Origin of the sequence: Fictibacillus nanhaiensis, assembly GCF_019801215.1 — a bacterium.
In the GTDB taxonomy this organism is placed as follows: Bacteria; Bacillota; Bacilli; order Bacillales; family Fictibacillaceae; genus Fictibacillus; species Fictibacillus nanhaiensis_C.
Genome location: NZ_JAHVJO010000004.1, coordinates 23,148 through 41,587, shown reverse-complemented (window position 1 = coordinate 41,587; position 18,440 = coordinate 23,148). Strand labels below are relative to the sequence as shown.

At 41.2% G+C, this 18,440-nt stretch carries 16 protein-coding genes; 9 read left to right on the top strand and 7 right to left on the bottom strand.

The annotated features are described in order from the left end of the window. Positions 1-8 precede the first annotated feature (8 nt). On the top strand, positions 9-194 hold the full coding sequence (locus KUV80_RS15920) for a hypothetical protein (RefSeq protein ID WP_222463738.1): 186 nt from the start codon (positions 9-11) through the stop codon (positions 192-194). Between the two features lie 53 nt (positions 195-247). Here the strand turns inward: KUV80_RS15920 and KUV80_RS15915 are convergent, their stop codons facing one another. Next, positions 248-763 carry a GNAT family N-acetyltransferase gene (locus KUV80_RS15915; protein WP_222463737.1) on the bottom strand — a complete coding sequence of 172 codons (516 nt, stop codon included), beginning with the start codon at positions 761-763 and terminating at the stop codon, positions 248-250. A gap of 306 nt (positions 764-1,069) precedes the next feature. On the opposite strand from KUV80_RS15915, the gene fni reads away from it, so the two are divergent. Continuing rightward, positions 1,070-2,113, top strand: a complete 1,044-nt coding sequence (gene fni, locus KUV80_RS15910; RefSeq protein ID WP_222463736.1) for a type 2 isopentenyl-diphosphate Delta-isomerase — start codon at positions 1,070-1,072, stop codon at positions 2,111-2,113. A 38-nt stretch (positions 2,114-2,151) separates the two neighbouring features. Here fni and putP read toward each other — a convergent pair whose 3' ends face one another. Next, positions 2,152-3,630, bottom strand: a complete 1,479-nt coding sequence (putP, locus tag KUV80_RS15905; RefSeq protein WP_222463735.1) for a sodium/proline symporter PutP — start codon at positions 3,628-3,630, stop codon at positions 2,152-2,154. 403 nt (positions 3,631-4,033) lie between these two features. Between putP and KUV80_RS15900 the strand changes: the two genes are divergently transcribed. Both KUV80_RS15900 and KUV80_RS15895 read left to right on the top strand, forming a co-directional pair. Then, a complete protein-coding gene (locus KUV80_RS15900) occupies positions 4,034-5,935 on the top strand; it encodes an ABC-F family ATP-binding cassette domain-containing protein (RefSeq protein WP_222463734.1) in 1,902 nt (633 codons plus the stop codon). A gap of 303 nt (positions 5,936-6,238) precedes the next feature. Further along, complete coding sequence (locus tag KUV80_RS15895; protein ID WP_222463733.1) at positions 6,239-7,216, top strand: nuclease-related domain-containing protein; 978 nt, start codon at positions 6,239-6,241, stop codon at positions 7,214-7,216. Positions 7,217-7,250: 34 nt separating this feature from the next. On the opposite strand, the gene KUV80_RS15890 is transcribed toward KUV80_RS15895, so the two are convergent. From KUV80_RS15890 to KUV80_RS15880, 3 genes are all read right to left on the bottom strand, one after another. Further along, complete coding sequence (locus KUV80_RS15890) at positions 7,251-8,807, bottom strand: ABC-F family ATP-binding cassette domain-containing protein (protein WP_222463732.1); 1,557 nt, start codon at positions 8,805-8,807, stop codon at positions 7,251-7,253. Positions 8,808-8,946: 139 nt separating this feature from the next. Continuing rightward, positions 8,947-9,108 (bottom strand): hypothetical protein, encoded by a 162-nt coding sequence (locus tag KUV80_RS15885; RefSeq protein WP_222463731.1) that lies wholly within the window; start codon positions 9,106-9,108, stop codon positions 8,947-8,949. Between the two features lie 63 nt (positions 9,109-9,171). Then, positions 9,172-9,624: a DUF2269 family protein gene (locus KUV80_RS15880; RefSeq protein WP_222463730.1), complete on the bottom strand. Its 453-nt coding sequence runs from the start codon at positions 9,622-9,624 to the stop codon at positions 9,172-9,174. Positions 9,625-10,038: 414 nt separating this feature from the next. Here KUV80_RS15880 and KUV80_RS15875 point away from each other — a divergent pair, with 414 nt between their 5' ends. From KUV80_RS15875 to qoxD, 5 genes are all read left to right on the top strand, one after another. Continuing rightward, complete coding sequence (locus KUV80_RS15875) at positions 10,039-11,391, top strand: L-cystine transporter (RefSeq protein WP_222463844.1); 1,353 nt, start codon at positions 10,039-10,041, stop codon at positions 11,389-11,391. A 401-nt stretch (positions 11,392-11,792) separates the two neighbouring features. Next, positions 11,793-12,779, top strand: a complete 987-nt coding sequence (gene qoxA, locus KUV80_RS15870) for a cytochrome aa3 quinol oxidase subunit II (RefSeq protein WP_338083515.1) — start codon at positions 11,793-11,795, stop codon at positions 12,777-12,779. Between the two features lie 18 nt (positions 12,780-12,797). After that, positions 12,798-14,738, top strand: coding sequence for a cytochrome aa3 quinol oxidase subunit I (qoxB, locus tag KUV80_RS15865; RefSeq protein WP_222463728.1), 1,941 nt, complete (start codon positions 12,798-12,800; stop codon positions 14,736-14,738). A 14-nt stretch (positions 14,739-14,752) separates the two neighbouring features. Continuing rightward, a complete protein-coding gene (gene qoxC, locus KUV80_RS15860) occupies positions 14,753-15,373 on the top strand; it encodes a cytochrome aa3 quinol oxidase subunit III (protein ID WP_222463727.1) in 621 nt (206 codons plus the stop codon). Further along, positions 15,366-15,767: a cytochrome aa3 quinol oxidase subunit IV gene (qoxD, locus tag KUV80_RS15855; protein ID WP_222463726.1), complete on the top strand. Its 402-nt coding sequence runs from the start codon at positions 15,366-15,368 to the stop codon at positions 15,765-15,767. Before qoxC ends, qoxD begins: the two co-directional genes overlap by 8 nt. 167 nt (positions 15,768-15,934) lie before the next feature. On the opposite strand, the gene KUV80_RS15850 is transcribed toward qoxD, so the two are convergent. Continuing rightward, the gene (locus tag KUV80_RS15850; RefSeq protein ID WP_222463725.1) at positions 15,935-17,206 is read right to left on the bottom strand and encodes a glutamate-5-semialdehyde dehydrogenase; all 1,272 of its coding nucleotides are present in this window, start codon (positions 17,204-17,206) and stop codon (positions 15,935-15,937) included. A 45-nt stretch (positions 17,207-17,251) separates the two neighbouring features. Continuing rightward, positions 17,252-18,385, bottom strand: coding sequence for a glutamate 5-kinase (gene proB, locus KUV80_RS15845; protein ID WP_222463724.1), 1,134 nt, complete (start codon positions 18,383-18,385; stop codon positions 17,252-17,254). Positions 18,386-18,440: the final 55 nt, after the last annotated feature.

The window sequence follows — 18,440 nt, the reverse complement described above, 5'->3', positions numbered from 1 at the left end:
GAAACAGCATGGACAACTTTATTGCAGATTCTTTTAAATTTTTAGGCGGCTTTTTAAACGTCAGCTTATTGTTGGTTATTCTTATCGTAATACTCATTGTGCGCCAGACAAGAAAGAAAAAGCCAAAAAATCAGGAAGAAAGCTATCTTAATCATAAAAATGATGAAGAATCTAATGGAACAAACAAACTATAAGAGCCTGCAAAAAAAGCAGGCTTTTTATATTTTGTGAAAAATTGTGAAACTTTTTAGAGGTTTTTATTTAAGAAAAGAACCATCAGTTCTTCATCATAATAGGTTTCTTTTACCTTTAAAGCTTTTTCTTCAAATCCAAAAGTTTTAAATCCTAATGATGTATATAGTTTTTTTGCATTTTTATTAGTTGATACAACGGTTAAATTTAATTTGATAATATTGGGAATTGTTTTGGCATGATTGATTGCTTCGTTTAATATTGCTCTTCCTGTACCTTTATTACGATAGTCAGGAGTTATATACATAGCATAAATATTGCCTCTATGCTTCATTTTAATGGTTTTTTCTGCAACTAATGTAACAACACCGATAAGTTCATTGTTCTGAAAAGCTCCAAATGTAAAAGACCCATCTTCGTTTAGTCTATTTGTAACTTGTTCAATTGGATTTTTTCTTTGAACAGATTCTTCATAACTTGTTGAAAAGGCTTCAGGATTTATTTTCAATGCCTCTAAACGAAGGTCCCAATATTTTTTTGCATCAGGTGGAGCAAGCAGCCGAATTTCCATACATAAACCCCCATATCATGTTTTAATTGGTAGTGTATCATACCTCACTTTGCAAAACTATGTAATTTAGTTATCCTAATTTTAAAAACGGAAAAATAAAGCTTTCCTTTTTTGAGTACAGAATCGGAGCTAACATGTCGGGTAATTACTCCATTCAGGTTGGGAATAGATTATTGGGGTTAGACCCGGTTCAGAGCTCCTTTGATTGAAAACATCATTAGTAGCGCATGCTGTTTAGAAGAGGTAAAGTGTAAAAGTAGGTTTTTTCGGAGATATAGTAATAACAGTTGGAGGGGGGAACCATACTTGGATATACCAAAAGATCTTACAGAGAAACGGAAAACAGAGCATATCAGGATTAGCTTAGAGGAAGATGTGGAAGGCAAGAACATTACAACAGGATTTGAGAAGTATGTGTTCCTTCCAAATGCACTGCCTGAAATTGCTTTTAAAGATGTGTCTTTGGCAACGGCGTTCATAAATAAAAAAGTCCGTACTCCTTTTTTGATCAGTTCCATGACAGGAGGTACGGAAACTGCCTATAAAATTAATCAGAATCTGGCTCTTGCCGCACAGGAAAGAGGCTGGGCAATCGGTCTTGGGTCTATGAGGGCAGCTGTTGAAAAAGAGGAGCTTGCTTATACGTTTCAAATTAGAAAGTGGGCACCTGATGTACCAGTGATCGCAAATATTGGAGCGGTCCAGTTAAATTACGGGTTCGGTGCGGACGAATGCTGGCGGGCTGTGGAAATTGCTGAAGCAGATGCTCTCGTTCTGCATTTGAATACTTTACAGGAAGTGTTTCAGCCAGAAGGGGATACCGATTTTTCAAACTTGCTAAAAAAAATAGAGAACCTAGCAAAAGAACTAGCTGTTCCAATTGGAGTGAAGGAAGTAGGAATGGGGATTGATGGCGATACAGCTAAAAAGCTGATTTCTGCAGGTGTTTCTTTTATTGATGCAGCTGGAGCTGGTGGAACGTCGTGGGTTCAAGTGGAAAGCTATCGTTCAAAGGATGAAACAAGAAAAAAAGCAGCTGAGGCGTTTTTAGACTGGGGACTCCCAACAGCAGAGAGCATTGTGAGTGTTCGTGAAGTAACCAAAGAAATACCCTTGATTGCTAGTGGCGGGTTGAAGCATGGCGTTGATGCAGCAAAGTCCATTGCTTTAGGAGCAGATCTTGCAGGGTTTGGCCGTACATTACTGCATTCTGCTATTGAGAAAGATGCAGAGAGTTTACATTTACAAATGGATCGGATTGAGTTTGAATTTAGGGCTGCTATGTTTGGAATCGGCGTTTCGACCATTCAGGAACTGGCATCAACTAAACGTTTGTTTAAAAAATCATAATAAAAAGCGCTCCTGAAAATAGGAACGCTTTTTTTGTATTAATTTGTGTTGTTATCTAACGTTTCTTCCATATCATCGAACTGGTCTTGTACTTTATTCGATGGGTCCTTCGTTACTAAGCTTACGATTATAACCGCTAGCATACTTAGGAAGAATCCTGGAATCATTTCATAAACAGCTTCTTTTAAGGCTGGGAACTGTACCCATGTTAAAACAGTAGCCGCACCAACGATAATACCAGCTAGTGCTCCCCATTTTGTCATGCGTTTCCAGTAAAGGCTTAATAAGACTAATGGACCGAATGCTGAACCGAAACCAGCCCATGCATAACCGACAAGACTTAGGATCGTGTCGTTCGGATTGAGTGATAACATCACGGCTATAACCGCAACCGTCAATACTGCAAGTCTTCCGATCAATACAAGCTCTTTATCAGAAGCATTCTTTTTTAAGAATTGCTTGTAAAAGTCTTCTGTTACAGCTGATGAAGTAACGAGCAGCTGTGAAGAGATCGTACTCATGATGGCTGCTAATATGGCTGCTAATAAGAAGCCTGTAATGAACGGGTGGAACAAGATGTTTGCAAATACGATAAACACCGTTTCCGGATCATCGAGCGTTCTCGCTGATTGTTCAAACCATGCGATCCCGATTAAGCCAGTTAGCAAGGCTCCGATAATGGAGATAATCATCCAGCTCATACCGATTCTTCGGGCTGTTTTAATTTCTTTTACAGAAGTGATGGCCATAAATCGAACAATGATGTGAGGCTGGCCAAAGTACCCTAATCCCCAAGCTAGCAGAGACAAAAGACCAAGTGTTGTAAGTCCTTTTGATACCTGAAGCAGGGAGGGATCTACTGATCGGACAGTATCAATTAAAGTTTGAGTGTCGCCAACTTCCGTAAATGCAACGATTGGCACTAAGATAAGAGCGATAAACATGATACAGCCTTGTACAAAGTCTGTCCAGCTTACGGCTAAAAATCCGCCGAAAAGGGTATAGGCAACGACAACTCCGACTGTAATCAGCATTCCGGTCAAATAACTCGTCCCGAACGCACTTTCAAATAACTTTCCTCCAGATACAAGTCCTGCAGAAGCATATAGAGTAAAGAAGATGATAATAACGAGTCCGGATACAATTCGTAATATTTTTTGCTTATCATTAAAACGGTTTTCGAGGTAATCTGGAATCGTAATCGAATCATCAGCGACTTCCGTATACGTACGTAAGCGCGGTGCAACAAGGATATAGTTCAAATAAGCACCGACCGTTAGACCGACAGCAATCCAGATGCTGCTTAAACCATCTGCATACATGGCACCAGGAAGTCCCATGAGCATCCATCCACTCATATCTGATGCACCAGCAGATAATGCGGTAACACCTGGACCCAATCCTCTTCCACCAAGCATATAATCAGACAGATCCGATGTTTTCTTATATGCCCAGTAGCCAATATAAAGCATACCAATCATGTAAATAATTAAAGAAATAAGTACTTCTAATTGCATGTAAAAAAATCTCTCCTTTTCGTTTTTCATGAAATGGGTCACGTTAGTTTGCTCAACGGATAACAAGATTATGAAAAAGGTAACAGGTTGGGTAAAACTAGAGCTTTTTATGCAATAGAGCATAGAGGAGTGAAAAAAACTTGAAGTTAAAAGCGCGGTAAAAAACGCAAGAATATAGCACCGATTTTTGCGGTCGGTACTCACAACAAGATAAAAGCCAAGCCGAACTACGGGCGAAAATAGCGGCATCCGTTTTGAGCTTTAAAACGTGCCCACTCCTTTTCAGACATATAAACACTATAACAAAGATAGCATCAGAACCCAAATCATTAGGCAAAGATGCTATTCTGACGGGGTTGAGCTACAATAGAAGAAAGACTTTTACGGTAAGGAATGATTTTGTTTGAGTATTATACAAGTAGAAAAATTATATAAAACATATGGTGAGAAAACGCTCTTTGACGAAATCTCATTTTCCATAAGCGAAAAACAACGAATCGGCTTAATTGGCCCGAACGGAACGGGCAAGTCATCTCTATTAAAAGCACTTGCTGGACTGGAGTCTGCAGAAAAGGGCACCATCCTTCACGCCAATCAGTTTCAGATCGAGTACGTCGCTCAGGAGCCTGAACTAGAAGTGGAGCTTACTGTTCTGGACCAGATCTATTATGGTGAATCTCTCATTATGCGAACGATGCGCGATTATGAACAAGCTTTAATCGATCTTGAAGCGGATCCTTCAAATGAGAAAAAGCTGCAGCGATTAATGCAACAACAGCAAAAAATGGACGAATATGAAGCATGGGAAGCCAACACGGTTGCTAAGACCGTATTAACAAAGCTAGGACTGCGCGATTTTTCACGTAAAGTAAAGCATTTGAGCGGTGGTCAAAAAAAGCGTGTTGCGATTGCAAAAGCATTGATTCAACCAGCCGACCTTCTTATTTTGGATGAGCCGACAAACCATCTTGATAATGAAACGGTGGAATGGCTGGAAACCTTTTTAGCGAGCTATAAAGGTGCTTTGCTCATGGTTACCCATGACCGTTATTTCCTAAATCGCGTAACGAACTTCATTTTCGAGCTGGATAACGGCAGCCTCTATGCATATGAGGGCAATTATGAAACGTATTTGGAAAAAAAGGCAGAACGTGAAGAAATCGCCATGCAGAATGAAGATAAAAGGCAAAACACGCTGCGGAGGGAATTAGCTTGGTTACGGCGAGGAGCTAAAGCTCGTTCGACAAAGCAAAAAGCGCGGATCCAGCGGGTAGAGAATCTGCAGGAAGAGTCTGGCCCGGCCGTAAAAGGATCCATTGAATTTGCAATAGGCTCACATCGTCTCGGAAAAAAAGTGATCGAAGTGGAAGCTCTGTCGAAAAGTCTGGATGGCAGACAGCTCGTTAAGGATCTTGATTATTTGATAGTTCCTGGCGAGCGGCTTGGGATCATCGGTCCTAACGGGAGCGGAAAAACGACGCTATTAAATATGCTGGCAGGCAGAATGAAGCCTGATTCCGGGAATATAGATGTCGGCGAAACGGTGAAAATTGGCTACTACACCCAAGATCATGATGAGCTTGATGGAAATTTACGAGTCGTAGATTATGTGAAGGAAACTGCACAGGTTATCAGTACGGTTGATGGACAGTCCATTACGGCAGAACAAATGCTGGAGAGATTCCTCTTTCCACGGTATATGCAATACACTTACATTCGAAAGCTGTCAGGCGGAGAGAAGCGCCGTCTTTATATGTTGAAAGTGCTTATGGAAGAGCCTAACGTGTTGTTTTTGGATGAGCCGACAAACGATCTGGACATTCAGACTCTGGGGATTCTAGAAGAGTATTTGGAACATTTCCCTGGCGTTGTTTTGACCGTTTCTCATGATCGTTATTTTCTTGATCGCGTAGTCGATCATCTGCTTGCTTTTGAAGGAGAGGGTCAGGTTGTTCGCTTTCAGGGCAGCTATTCGGACTATATGGATGAGAAAAAAGAACGAGATGAGCTAGCTGCTTCTTTGAAAAAAGAAAGTGATGCAGAGAGTGTTGCAAGTCAGCCCCGCAAAGAGAAGCGGAAGAAGCTATCTTATAAAGAGCAGCAAGAGTGGGATACCATTGAAGACCGGATTATGCAGCTCGAAGAAAAGAAAGAGCAGCTAGAGGCTGACATCGTTGCTGCAGGAAGCGATTTTGGACGGATCAGTGAGCTTTTTGCGGAACAAAAGAAAGTCGAAACAGAGCTTGAGACAACGATGGAGCGCTGGGAAGAGCTTTCCCTGATCGTAGAAGAACTGAATAATTAATTGATTACCTCTTGCTATTACGGCAGGAGGTTTTTTTATGAGGAGGGACTCGGGCAGTGAATGAGTTACAGATTTTTAATGGGGGGCGATAAGTGTCGAAAAGCCTATAAAATAATTTGAGGGATCATAAAAAAAATTAAAGGATCATAAACTTTTTTGAAGGATCATAAAAAAATTTGAAGGATCATAAATCTCCGTTTAGGGCTCATAAATTTTTTCGCTTCTATAGAAGGTAATTTGCTAACTTGTAAAGAACTCTTTTTTGTTGGTATTTTTGTTGATATGTAAGGAAGAGGTGATAAGTTGATTAGAAAGGCTAGATCCAAACCAATAAAATTGTTAAAACTTGAAGTGTTGCTTGAACGAATGGTACCAAATCATACTAAAAAACAACAGATTGTAGGAGATTTTGTAAAAGTGAATGCTGGATTTAAAGGTGAGATGTCATTAGACTTTCACTTGACTGACTTGCTTAACGATCACTACGATATTTTCCAGGATTTAAGACTTCCAAGAGATAAAAATAAAGATCTCTTCTTCCAAATCGATTCTTTAATTGTCCACAGCCGATTTTGTGTGTTGCTAGAAGTAAAGAACCTCATTGGTAATCTATATTTTGACCATCAATTTGATCAAATCATTCGTACAAGAGACGGAGTAGATGAGACGTTTCCAGACCCAATAAATCAGGTAGAACTTCAAGCCAAGTATTTTGCCGAATGGCTTGCCGCACATAAGCTTCCTTCTGTTCCTCTCTATACCCTCGTTGTAATTACAAATCAAAAATCGTATATAAGAACATCTTCAAAATACGGAAAGAAAGCACAAAAAATTATTCGAGGAAATAACTTAGCAAAAAAAATTAATAACTATGAAAAATTACACGAAGAAGCTTTACTCTTGAATAAGGAAAGAAACAAATTATCCTCTCTCCTAAACAAGCAACATACGCCCCATAACCCTGATATTTTAAAAAGTTACCATATCAATACAGGTGACATACTAACAGGTGTCTCTTGTCCTTCTTGTAATACGATACCTATGGTGCGGATCAAGAGAAACTGGTTTTGCAAACACTGCTCGACCAAATCTATGAATGCACATGTTAAGGCATTACAAGACTATGCACTTTTGTTCGACCCGATTGCTAAAAATAAGGATATACGAGAATTTTTGCATATCGAATCACGATCATCCGCTAAAAAACTCCTCTCCGCGATGAATTTAACACCAACAGGGTTAAGAAAATCCGCTACCTACACACTTCCAATTCCAAAATAAAAAACCCCCGCCTTAAAAAGGGAGGGAGGTAACACTAAAACACTTTCGTCGTCCAGCTTTCGCAATTCCATACGTCGTTTGCGACTTCTTTATAAAATTCCGGCTCATGGGAAATGAGCAGAACGCTTCCTTTGAAAGCTTTCAAAGCGCGCATCAGTTCATTTTTTGCTTCGACATCCAAGTGGTTTGTCGGCTCATCCAGCACGAGAACATTATTTTCGTGGTTAATCAGCTTACAAAGACGAACCTTCGCTTTTTCACCACCGCTTAGCACTTCCACTTTGCTCTCGATATGTTTCGTTGTGAGACCGCACTTGGCAAGTGCAGCGCGAACCTCGTGATGTGAGAATCCAGGAAACTCACTCCAGATTTCTTCGATACACGTGTTATAGTTAGCTGACTTTATTTCTTGTTCAAAATAGCCGATCTCTAAGTTTTCACCGCGATCTACTGAACCGGAAACAGGTTTGATCTCACCTAAAATACTGCGAAGCAATGTTGTTTTACCGATACCGTTCGCACCGACGAGAGCAATTTTTTGACCGCGCTCCATACGCAAGTTGAGCGGCTTAGACAATGGCTCATCATAACCGATGACAAGCTCCTTTGTTTCGAAGATCAATTTGCTAGGTGTACGTGCTTCTTTAAAGTTAAATTCGGGCTTCGGTTTTTCTTTTGCCAGTTCGATAACATCCATTTTATCCAGCTTTTTCTGACGGGACATCGCCATGTTTCGAGTGGAAACACGTGCTTTGTTGCGAGCTACGAAATCTTTTAACCCGGCAATCTCCTGCTGCTGGCGCTTAAAAGCAGCCTCCAGCTGAGATTTTTTCATCTCATGAACGGATTTAAAATGGTCGTAGTCGCCAACATAGCGATTCAGCTCCTGATTTTCCATATGATAGATCAAGTTGATTACACTGTTCAAAAATGGAATGTCATGTGAGATCAAAATAAACGCATTTTCATATTCCTGCAAATAGCGCTTCAGCCATTCGATATGCTGTTCGTCCAAGTAGTTGGTCGGCTCATCGAGCAGAAGGATTTCGGGTTTTTCTAATAAAAGCTTGGCAAGCAAGACTTTTGTACGCTGACCACCGCTCAAGTCATGAACGTCACGGTCTAGCCCGATATCGTCGAGCCCAAGACCACGTGCGATCTCTTCTACTTTAGCATCGATCACGTAAAAGTCGTTATTCGTAAGAGTATCCTGGATAACCCCAACATCCTCAAGCAATTTTTCGAGCTCTTCAGGCGTAGACTCTCCCATTTTTTCATACATGTTGTTCATTTCCGTTTCCATATCAAGCAGATACTGAAACGCACTCTTTAATGCATCGCGGATCGACATTCCTTTTTCTAAAACGGTATGTTGGTCGAGATAGCCGACACGTACCTTTTTAGCCCATTCCACTTTACCCTCATCTGGCTTAAGTTTGCCTGTAATAATATTCATGAAGGTGGATTTACCTTCTCCGTTTGCACCGATTAATCCGATATGCTCACCTTTTAAAAGACGGAAAGAAACATCGTTAAAAATTGCCCGGTCGCCGAAACCGTGGCTTAAGTTTTGTACCGTTAAAATACTCATCTATATAACACCTATTTCTGTCAGTAATTTGTACCCTCTTGATTATAGTATTGAATGGGGAAAGAACTCAATAGGTGCAGAGAGAATCGTGACAATGAAAAAGCACCCAAGGATGAATATTCCAAGAGTGCTTCCAATCTTATTCGTTGTCTTCCGTCCGGTTTTTAAAAGCTTCTTTTGTTACAAGTGACGTTGAATCTGTTTCATCGTTTTTTTGAACCAGTCTGTTCTGAAGGGTGTTATTAGGGAAACGGCCAGGGTGACCTTGTTTTTTATGTTCAAATGATTTGCCGCGTGACATGTTTTTTCACTCCTCATCTCTTTACACCGTATTGTGTCCAAGAGTGAGCGCTTTTATGAGGAGTTAAAACGGTTTTACCACCATTAAAAAAATGAGTACAAAAGCCAAACTGTGAAGAAGGTATACATATGGATCGAGCTGTTTGTTGACAGTCCGAAAAGATTCTGGCAGTTCCTCGCCCTCATGTGAGGCAAGAATGTCTTCCATTTCCTTTTGTTTTTTAGGTATGATGCCAATTACAATAATTTGGGATAACGCATAAATCACAAGTGATGAGATATACCAGATTTCGTTAAAGAGCGCAGTATTTAACGCGCCAAGCAGAAGGCCTGTTGCAAGCAATGATAAACTGCCAATCTTCGGAAGGGTTTCAATTTTCTTGTTCAAATGAAGAACGAACTGTGCCTGACTGGCGGTTTTTGCAAATTTGTATACAACAGGCATCGCAAAGCTGGCACCCAAACCGGCAACAGCTGCGATAACATGAAGCACTACAAGTGTTTCATAAAGTGTCATACATAATAACCCCCATTCCATTTTTCTTCCCTCACTCAATGTATTGTGAAGAGCAGGAGAATAGTCCTTCGATTATTTGGGACTTTTGGCTTGAAGGATGGGGCCGGTGGTTTGTGCAAGTTTAGCACCTGCTCATAGGAATATGCCATATAAAAAACGCATAATTTCTTTGGAACAAGAATATATCTGAAACACAACTAAATAAACTCACAAAAATTGAAGCACACATACACTAAGGCTATTTCTTTTTATTTGAGAAGAAATGGCCTTTTTTGTGTAAAAGGAGGTGAGTTATAAAATTAACCTAAATTAATCCTACTTGACAGATAGGTTTAATTGTATTAATTTGATTTAGTTAACTAAAGGGGGGACTTGTAGGTGACTACCTATTTGGTTTTATCGAATATTGCTATTATGTTTATACTTTTAAGTGTTTTGTATTACATGCAAAAAAAGCACGTTTCCTTTTCTAAACGTGTATTTACGGGCCTTGGATTAGGAATTCTCTTTGGTCTTGGACTTCAATATGGTTATGGTGCTGATTCTGAAGTGGCAGCAAAGTCTACAGAATGGTTTAACCTTGTTGGCGGTGGTTATGTAACGTTCTTGAAAATGATCGTTATGCCACTCGTGTTTATTTCAATCCTTGCAGCATTCACGCGTTTGAATCTAAAAGGCAACATTGGAAAATTAAGCGGATTGATTATCGGAATTCTTATAGGTACAACAGCGATTGCTGCTGTTGTAGGGATTGGAACTTCTGTAGCGTTCGATCTAGAAGCGGTTCAGATTGAACAAGGTGAAGCTGAAACGGCTCGTGGCGAACAGCTAGAAGGTACTTTTACAGAAGTGAAAGACTTAACACTTCCACAGCAGATTCTGTCACTTTTACCTGCAAATCCGTTTTTGGATTTTACAGGAGCTAGACCTACGTCGACGATTGCGGTTGTTGTTTTTGCCGCCTTTATTGGCATAGCCTACCTTGGTGTGAGACGAAAACAAGAAGAACATGCAGAGCTTTTTGCTAAAATAGTGGATGCGTTTTATTCCGTAATCATGCGCGTTGTTACATTGATACTTCGCTTGACACCGTACGGGGTACTTGCATTAATGACTAAAACGGTAGCCCTAAGTGATATGGGAGCAATCGCAAAGCTTGGCAAGTTTGTTATTGCATCGTATGTCGCATTGCTGATCATGTTTGGGATTCATTTGCTGCTTCTGACGTTTGCGGGATTAAATCCGATTACGTATATGAAAAAAGCATTTCCTGTACTTTCATTTGCCTTTACGTCACGCACAAGTGCAGGAGCGCTTCCATTAACGATTCGTACACAAAAAAGTATGGGTGTGTCTGATGGAATTGCAAACTTCTCGGGATCATTTGGACTTTCAATCGGCCAGAATGGGTGTGCCGGAATATATCCTGCCATGTTAGCGGTAATGATTGCTCCAACAGTTGGAATTGATCCGTTAACACCGTCCTTCTTACTGATGTTAGTTGTCGTAGTCGCATTAAGCTCTTTCGGTGTTGCAGGAGTTGGAGGCGGTGCAACGTTCGCTGCTATTCTTGTGCTTTCCGCTATGGACCTACCGATTGCGCTTGCAGGTTTATTGATTTCTGTTGAACCATTGATTGACATGGGCCGTACGGCAGTCAATGTTAGCGGTGCGATGACCTCTGGATTATTAACCAGTAAAGTGCAGAAGCAATTAGATACAGACGTTTACAATGACAATGGTAACCAAGTCGAAGTAAGTGCTTAAGACATCATTTAAAAAAGCGGTCTCGCTCACTGAAGCGGGATCGTTTTTTTATTTTGTAAATAGACCTTAAAAAGGTGTGAACGCCCCTCAAATAGGGTACAAATTATAAACTGAAATTTTAAAAAAAGAATCCCGTGTTACCAATAGAAGAAGGCTCTTCCAAAATCGTGAACATTGTATGGCGAAGTTGTGATAAAGTTGTGAGCTTTATTTGAAATTCTCGTGACACTTCTATGGTTAGAGGTTTCTTGATCAGCCGTTTTGATATGATGAGGGCACAGGTTTCATACTTTTTGTTTTGTGTGCGAAAAACATTGTGATATACTTCACAATGCATTCAGGGTTTAAAAATATAGTTCATTTAAAAGAATGCTTTAAATAGAGAGAGGAAGGTGGACATAGTGATGCGACGGTTAAAGCCGTTTTTAACATTCGGGGTAATCATAGCCGTGTTTATGCTTAGCGGCTGCAGCAATATGGTGGTTCTAGATCCAAAGGGACCTGTTGGTGAACAGCAGAAGGACCTTATTTTGTATTCGATTGGTTTTATGACATTTATCTTACTAGTTGTTTATGGGTTGTTTGCTTTTATCGTTTATAAGTATCGAGACCACAAAAATCATAAAGGCTATGATCCAGATAATGAAGGCAGTCATTTGCTTGAAACGATTTGGTGGGTCATTCCTATTATTATTGTTATTGCCCTATCTATACCAACAGTTAAAACAATCTATTCTCTAGAGGGTCCTCCCGAGGAGACTAAAGATCAAAAACCATTAGTTATCCATGCAACATCTGTGAACTGGAAATGGGTGTTCTCTTATCCAGAACAGGATATAGAAACGGTTAACTATCTTCATATCCCAGAAGACAGACCTGTTCTATTTAAATTAACATCAGCTGATTCAATGGCATCGTTTTGGATTCCAGCCTTAGGTGGCCAAAAGTACGCCATGGCGGGCATGGAAACAGAGCTTTATTTGCAGGCAGATGAACAGGGAACGTTTGAAGGCAGAAACTCCAACTTTACTGGAGAAGGATTCACAGATCATACCTTTGAAGTTCATTCTTTAACTGACGATGCTTTCGACAAGTGGGCGGATGAAACGAAAAGTGGTGCTCCGGAATTAACGAAGGAGCAGTATGACAAGCTGATGCTTCCTGGTCATGTAAAGGAAATGACTTTCTCATCTACTCACTTAGAGTGGGTAAATCATGCTGATGAAGCTGATTATGCAGTTAAAACACGTGAACGATTAGGCTACGAGCCGAAAGTTCCGCATTCGAAAGAAGCAAAAGAAGAACGAAAGAAGCTTAAAGAAGAGAAGCTTAAAGAAGAGAAACAACAACAAGAATCGGAGTCTCATGGGGATTCACATGCCCATTAACAGAGGAGGCATTTTATAATGAAATGGGATGAATTTTTCGTAACAGGAGATCCACTGATTTATGGGGCGGATGTTTCTATTGCCCTTACAACAGCGGGTATTCTGTTTTACCTAACTTATTTTAAAAAATGGAAGTGGTTGTGGACAGAATGGCTCACAACTGTTGATCATAAAAAACTAGGAATTATGTATATTGTTTCAGCTGTGCTCATGCTTTTCCGAGGCGGGGTCGATGCGTTATTAATGCGTACTCAGCTCGCGGTTCCTGAGGCGAAGTTCCTTGATTCACAGCACTACAATGAAATTTTTACAACACACGGAACGATCATGATCATTTTCATGGCGATGCCGTTCTTGATAGGTTTGATAAACGTCGTCGTTCCTCTTCAAATTGGAGCTCGAGACGTAGCCTATCCTTATTTGAACGCAGTAAGTTTCTGGACGTTCTTTATCGGTGCAATGCTGTTTAACATCTCGTTTATTATTGGTGGATCACCATCAGCAGGATGGACGAGTTACATGCCACTCGCAAGTAACGAAATGAGTCCGGGACCTGGTCAGAACTATTACTTGCTAGGCCTGCAGATTGCCGGTATCGGTACATTGCTGACGGGTATTAACTTCCTTGTAACGATTCTTAAAATGCGTGCACCTGGAATGACATTATTCCGTATGCCGATGTTTACTTGGTCATCACTCGTAACAATGGTTATTATCATTTTTGCTTTCCCGATCCTAACGGTAGCACTTGCTTTAATGACATTTGACCGTTTGTTCGGAAGCCATTTCTTTACGCTTCAAGGGGAAGGAATGGATATGCTTTGGGCCAACCTTTTCTGGTTATGGGGACACCCTGAAGTTTATATCGTAATTTTACCAGCGTTTGGTATGTTCTCAGAGATTATCTCTACTTTCTCAAGAAAAACGTTGTTTGGTTATAAGGCGATGATATGGTCTATGCTTCTAATTGCTGGATACAGCTTTTTGGTTTGGGTCCATCACTTCTTTACAATGGGCTCAGGAGCAGTAGTAAACTCTGTATTCTCGATTACAACCATGGCGATCGGTATTCCGACAGGGGTTAAAATCTTTAACTGGCTGTTTACGATGTACAGAGGAAAAATTGAATTTGCGACCCCGATGCTCTGGTCACTAGGATTTATCGTGAACTTTGTAATCGGTGGGGTGACAGGTGTCATGCTTGCGATGGCAGCTGCTGACTATCAGTATCACAACACATACTTCCTTGTATCTCACTTCCACTATGTGCTGATTGCAGGAACAGTGTTTGCATGTTTCGCAGGTCTTGTTTACTGGTATCCGAAAATGTTCGGCTATAAGCTGAACGAACGTATCGGGAAATGGGTATTCTGGTTGTTTACGATCGGATTTAACATTTGTTTCTTCCCGCAATACTTCCTTGGTCTTGATGGAATGCCAAGACGTGTATACACGTACAGTGAAGAATCAGGCTGGGGTCCATTGAACATGGTCTCAACTATCGGTGGATTCATGATGGGTGTTGCGTTCTTAATTCTTGTATACAACATGTACTACAGCTTCCGTTACGCGAAACGTGAGACGCATGGAGATGCTTGGAATGGCCGTACATTAGAATGGTCAACTCCATCAGCAATGCCTCCATTCTATAACTTTGCAAAAATTCCAGTAGTTAAGAGTCTGGATCACTTCTGGAGACAGAAACAAGAAGGTAAAGTTGAGAAGTTAACGATAAAAGATATTAAGCCGATTCACATGCCTAGCAACTCAGGCGTACCGTTCATCATGGCGTCATTCTTCTTTATCGCTGGATTCGGAATGGTATTTGAGTGGATGTGGATGGGTGCACTCGGACTCATCGGTGTATTTGGAACATTGATCTACCGCTCATTCGAGTATGACGATGGATATTATGTAAGTGAAGAAGAAATTATTAAAACAGAAAAGATTTCTAATTAAGGAGGCGTGAAAAAATGGCACATGCAGAAACACACGACCCCAACACGCCTTTAGAGTATCGTTCAGAAACGGGGAGATTAAACATCCTCGGTTTCTGGATTTTCCTAGGGGCAGAAATTGCATTGTTCGCAACGTTGTTTGCAACGTATATGGTATTAACACACCGTATAGCAGACGGTCCAGCTCTTGGTGCTCTGTTCGAAGTCAAGAGTCTTTTGATTCAAACGTTTTTGCTTCTCACAAGTAGTTTTACTTGTGGACTGGCGATTCATGAAATGCGCCGCCATAATGTAAAAGGCTTAATGACATGGATGATCGTTACACTTGGATTAGGTCTCGGATTCTTATATTTCGAGATTCAAGAGTTCTTACACTTTATCCATGAGGGAGCAAATATCGGAACGAGTGCGGCATGGTCAGGATTCTTTGTCTTGGTAGGTACTCACGGTGCCCACGTAACGTTCGGTATCTTTTGGGTCATCATGATCTTGATTCAAGTGGCTCGTCGAGGTCTAACTCCAGCCACTTCGGCAAAAGTTTTCATCTCCAGTCTTTACTGGCACTTTTTAGACGTCGTATGGATCTTTATCTTTACAGCCGTTTATTTGATGGGGATGGTGATGCAGCATGGCTAATAAATCTGCGGCTACAGAACACGGCGGATTTCCGTGGAAGCATTTAATCGGATTCGTTCTTTCTATTGTGCTCACCCTTTTCGCCTTATGGATTGCATTGGGAACGGATTTATCCGTTACTTGGATCTTAATCATTATCTTTGGATTTGCGTTTTTGCAGGCTGCCCTGCAGCTATTGATGTTCATGCACGTGACGGAGAATTCGAGAAAGGGCGGATTCAGCGGACGTATTCAAATAGGGAACGTACTATTTGGCGCATTCGTGGCAATCGTCATCGTCATCGGTTCTGTTTGGGTCATGTCTGCTGGTCATGCTAAGCATGATAAGCACGACGCCCCGAAAACTGAGAACCAAGACGGCAGTCATGAGTCTGAGGAACATGGCAGTCATTAATAAGGAAGCCTCTTGCTTGATAAGCAGGAGGCTTTTTTATATAAAAATTGTTTAATTTGGAGGGCTCTCGTGTGACGAGAGCCGTCTATTTTGCATTTTGTTGAATTAAAAAGTCACAAAAAAACAGCCCATTTAAGGACTGCTTTCCAACTGCTTTCCGAATATCCTTACCTCACTTGGCCATCGCCAGTCATTCGGTATTTAATTGTTGTTAATGCAGGTAACCCCATAGGCCCGCGAGCGTGAAGCTTCTGTGTAGAGATGCCGATCTCTGCACCGAATCCAAGCGCTGAGCCGTCCGTAAAGCGCGTTGAAGCATTATGGTAAACAGCGGCCGCATCGACTCCGTTAAGGAAATGCAGTGCCGTCTTACTGTCTTCTGTTACCACAGCTTCTGAATGTTTTGTTCCATAGCACTCAATATGTTCCACTGCTTCTTCTACGGAACTTACCACTTTTACAGCTACAGCAAGGCTTAAATACTCTTCCGCCCAATCTGTTTCGGTAGCTGGAATAACATCGGGAAAGAATTCTGCTGCTTTTTCGTCACCATGCACTTCGATATCATGCTTCTCAAAAAGTGCCTGAGCTCTATCTTTATGTTGCTGGAGCCACGCTTCGTGAAAGATGAACGTCTCGGCTGCATTACATACTGCAGGGCGGTCTGTTTTGGCGTTTTCCATGATTGATAGTGCTTTTTCAACATCCGCGAACTGGTCCACGTAGGTGTGGCAATTACCTACACCAGTTTCCAAGACGGGTACTGTTGCATTTTCCACAACCGTTTTGATTAACGCTCCACCGCCTCTTGGGATGAGAACATCAATGTGTTCCTTCATCGTAAATAACTGTCCAGCTGCTTCACGATCGGTTGAAGCAATAAATTGAACGGCATCCTCTGGAATTTGAGTGTTTCCAAGTGCTTTATGAATGACAGATACGATCGCAGAGTTTGAATGAATCGCGTTTGACCCGCCTTTAAGTACGATAGCGTTCCCGGATTTTAAAGCGAGACCTGTTGCATCGACTGTAACGTTTGGACGGGCTTCGTAGATCATTCCGATTACACCGAGCGGAACGCGTACTTGTTCTACTTTTAACCCATTCTCTAAGGTCCAGTCTGATAAAATTTCTCCGACAGGGTCATCCAGCTCGACCACTTCGCGCAAGCCGTTCGCAAATTCTGTTACACGAGAAGAGGTTAGGCGCAAGCGATCCATGAGAGCATCTGAAAAACCATTTTCTTCGCCATTTATTAAATCTTTTTTGTTTTCTTCTACTATAAAAGCAGAGTGTTCTTCCAATGTGTCTGCAATGGTCAGTAAAGCTTCATTCTTTTTCTTTTGGGACAGCAAGGCAAGCTTTTTTGAAGCTTTCTGTGCCCGTTCTGCCTGTTCTTTTACGTTTATTTGTTTGGTTGTACTGTTAAAAGTACTCATCCAACGCCTCCTTGTTATTTTTAAACACTTGTTTTAATTGTATTTTTAGTGAATCGGTACTGCCAGTCGTGTGTGGCAGACTAAATCGTTGTTATTAATAGCCTCTTCTGGACCAAGATCTGTTAATTCGTCTGAAGTGAAGCCTTTGATTTTAATCAGCTGTTTTGATGAATAATTAGAAACGCCTAGTCCGACTTCATTCCCATCAAGGTCTTTAATACGTACGACAGATCCTTTCTTGAATCGGCCGCTTACATAACGGATTCCTGTCGGGTAGAGGCTTTTAAGTTCATCGATGCCTTTTTTGGCTTTGTTCGTAACAACAATTACCCCTTCAGGACCAGAATGGAACGCGATCCATTGACGTTTTGTATCGAGGTTAAATTCATTGTTTTCAGGAATAAAATAAGTTCCTCTCGCGATGCCTGCTACGGCTTTATGAATGATATTCGATGATGTTGCGTTACCGAGGAAAGAGGAAATTCCTGAGGCCATGGCAATTTTAACAGCATCGATCTTAGAGCGCATTCCGCCTGTGCCGACTTCACTGCCTGATTCACCTGCAGAGTCCTCGATCTCTTGTGTGATTTCGTTTACCTTTGTTAAAAGCTGCGCCTCCGGATTTTTTCGAGGGTCCTCTGTATAAAGACCATCAATATCAGAAAGGATGATAAGCTGGTCGGCATCGACTAAACCGGCCACTTTTGCAGAAAGGGTGTCGTTATCTCCGAACTTTAGGCGTTCCACCGTTACCGTATCGTTCTCATTGACGATCGGGATAATTCCGCGATCCAATAAGACATTGATGGTGTTTCTGATATTGTGATAGCGGTCTCGATCTGAAAAATCACTTCTTGTGATCAGGATCTGTGACGCTGTATAACCATGTGAGATGAAGCGTTCAGAATAGGATTCCATTAGAAGTCCTTGGCCGATGGAAGCGGCTGCCTGCTTTTCTGCTAATGTTGTCGGGCGGTTCAGACAGCCAAGGCGTCTGTATCCTGCTGCAACAGCACCAGATGAAACAAGTAACACTTCATGACCTTCATCTTTTAGTTTGACGACTTCATCTACAAGCCGTTCTAATTTTCGTCGGCTTATATCTCCAAGCCGGCTCGTTAATGAGCTGCTTCCAATCTTTATAACAATACGTTTAGTAGCTGTTTCGTTTACATCCATTATTGGTGTTAATCACTCCTGTTTTTTGCTTAATCTTTTTATTAGGCCGGTTCAA

What these genes read in the sequence shown, in the direction of transcription:
- KUV80_RS15920 (WP_222463738.1), top strand. Translation starts at nt 9, where the DNA reads ATGGACAACTTTATTGCAGATTCTTTTAAATTTTTAGGCGGCTTTTTA.
- KUV80_RS15915 (WP_222463737.1), bottom strand. Translation starts at nt 763, where the DNA reads ATGGAAATTCGGCTGCTTGCTCCACCTGATGCAAAAAAATATTGGGAC.
- putP (WP_222463735.1), bottom strand. Translation starts at nt 3,630, where the DNA reads ATGCAATTAGAAGTACTTATTTCTTTAATTATTTACATGATTGGTATG.
- KUV80_RS15890 (WP_222463732.1), bottom strand. Translation starts at nt 8,807, where the DNA reads ATGAGTATTTTAACGGTACAAAACTTAAGCCACGGTTTCGGCGACCGG.
- KUV80_RS15885 (WP_222463731.1), bottom strand. Translation starts at nt 9,108, where the DNA reads ATGTCACGCGGCAAATCATTTGAACATAAAAAACAAGGTCACCCTGGC.
- KUV80_RS15880 (WP_222463730.1), bottom strand. Translation starts at nt 9,624, where the DNA reads ATGACACTTTATGAAACACTTGTAGTGCTTCATGTTATCGCAGCTGTT.
- KUV80_RS15875 (WP_222463844.1), top strand. Translation starts at nt 10,039, where the DNA reads ATGTTTATACTTTTAAGTGTTTTGTATTACATGCAAAAAAAGCACGTT.
- qoxB (WP_222463728.1), top strand. Translation starts at nt 12,798, where the DNA reads ATGAAATGGGATGAATTTTTCGTAACAGGAGATCCACTGATTTATGGG.
- qoxC (WP_222463727.1), top strand. Translation starts at nt 14,753, where the DNA reads ATGGCACATGCAGAAACACACGACCCCAACACGCCTTTAGAGTATCGT.
- qoxD (WP_222463726.1), top strand. Translation starts at nt 15,366, where the DNA reads ATGGCTAATAAATCTGCGGCTACAGAACACGGCGGATTTCCGTGGAAG.
- KUV80_RS15850 (WP_222463725.1), bottom strand. Translation starts at nt 17,206, where the DNA reads ATGAGTACTTTTAACAGTACAACCAAACAAATAAACGTAAAAGAACAG.
- proB (WP_222463724.1), bottom strand. Translation starts at nt 18,385, where the DNA reads ATGGATGTAAACGAAACAGCTACTAAACGTATTGTTATAAAGATTGGA.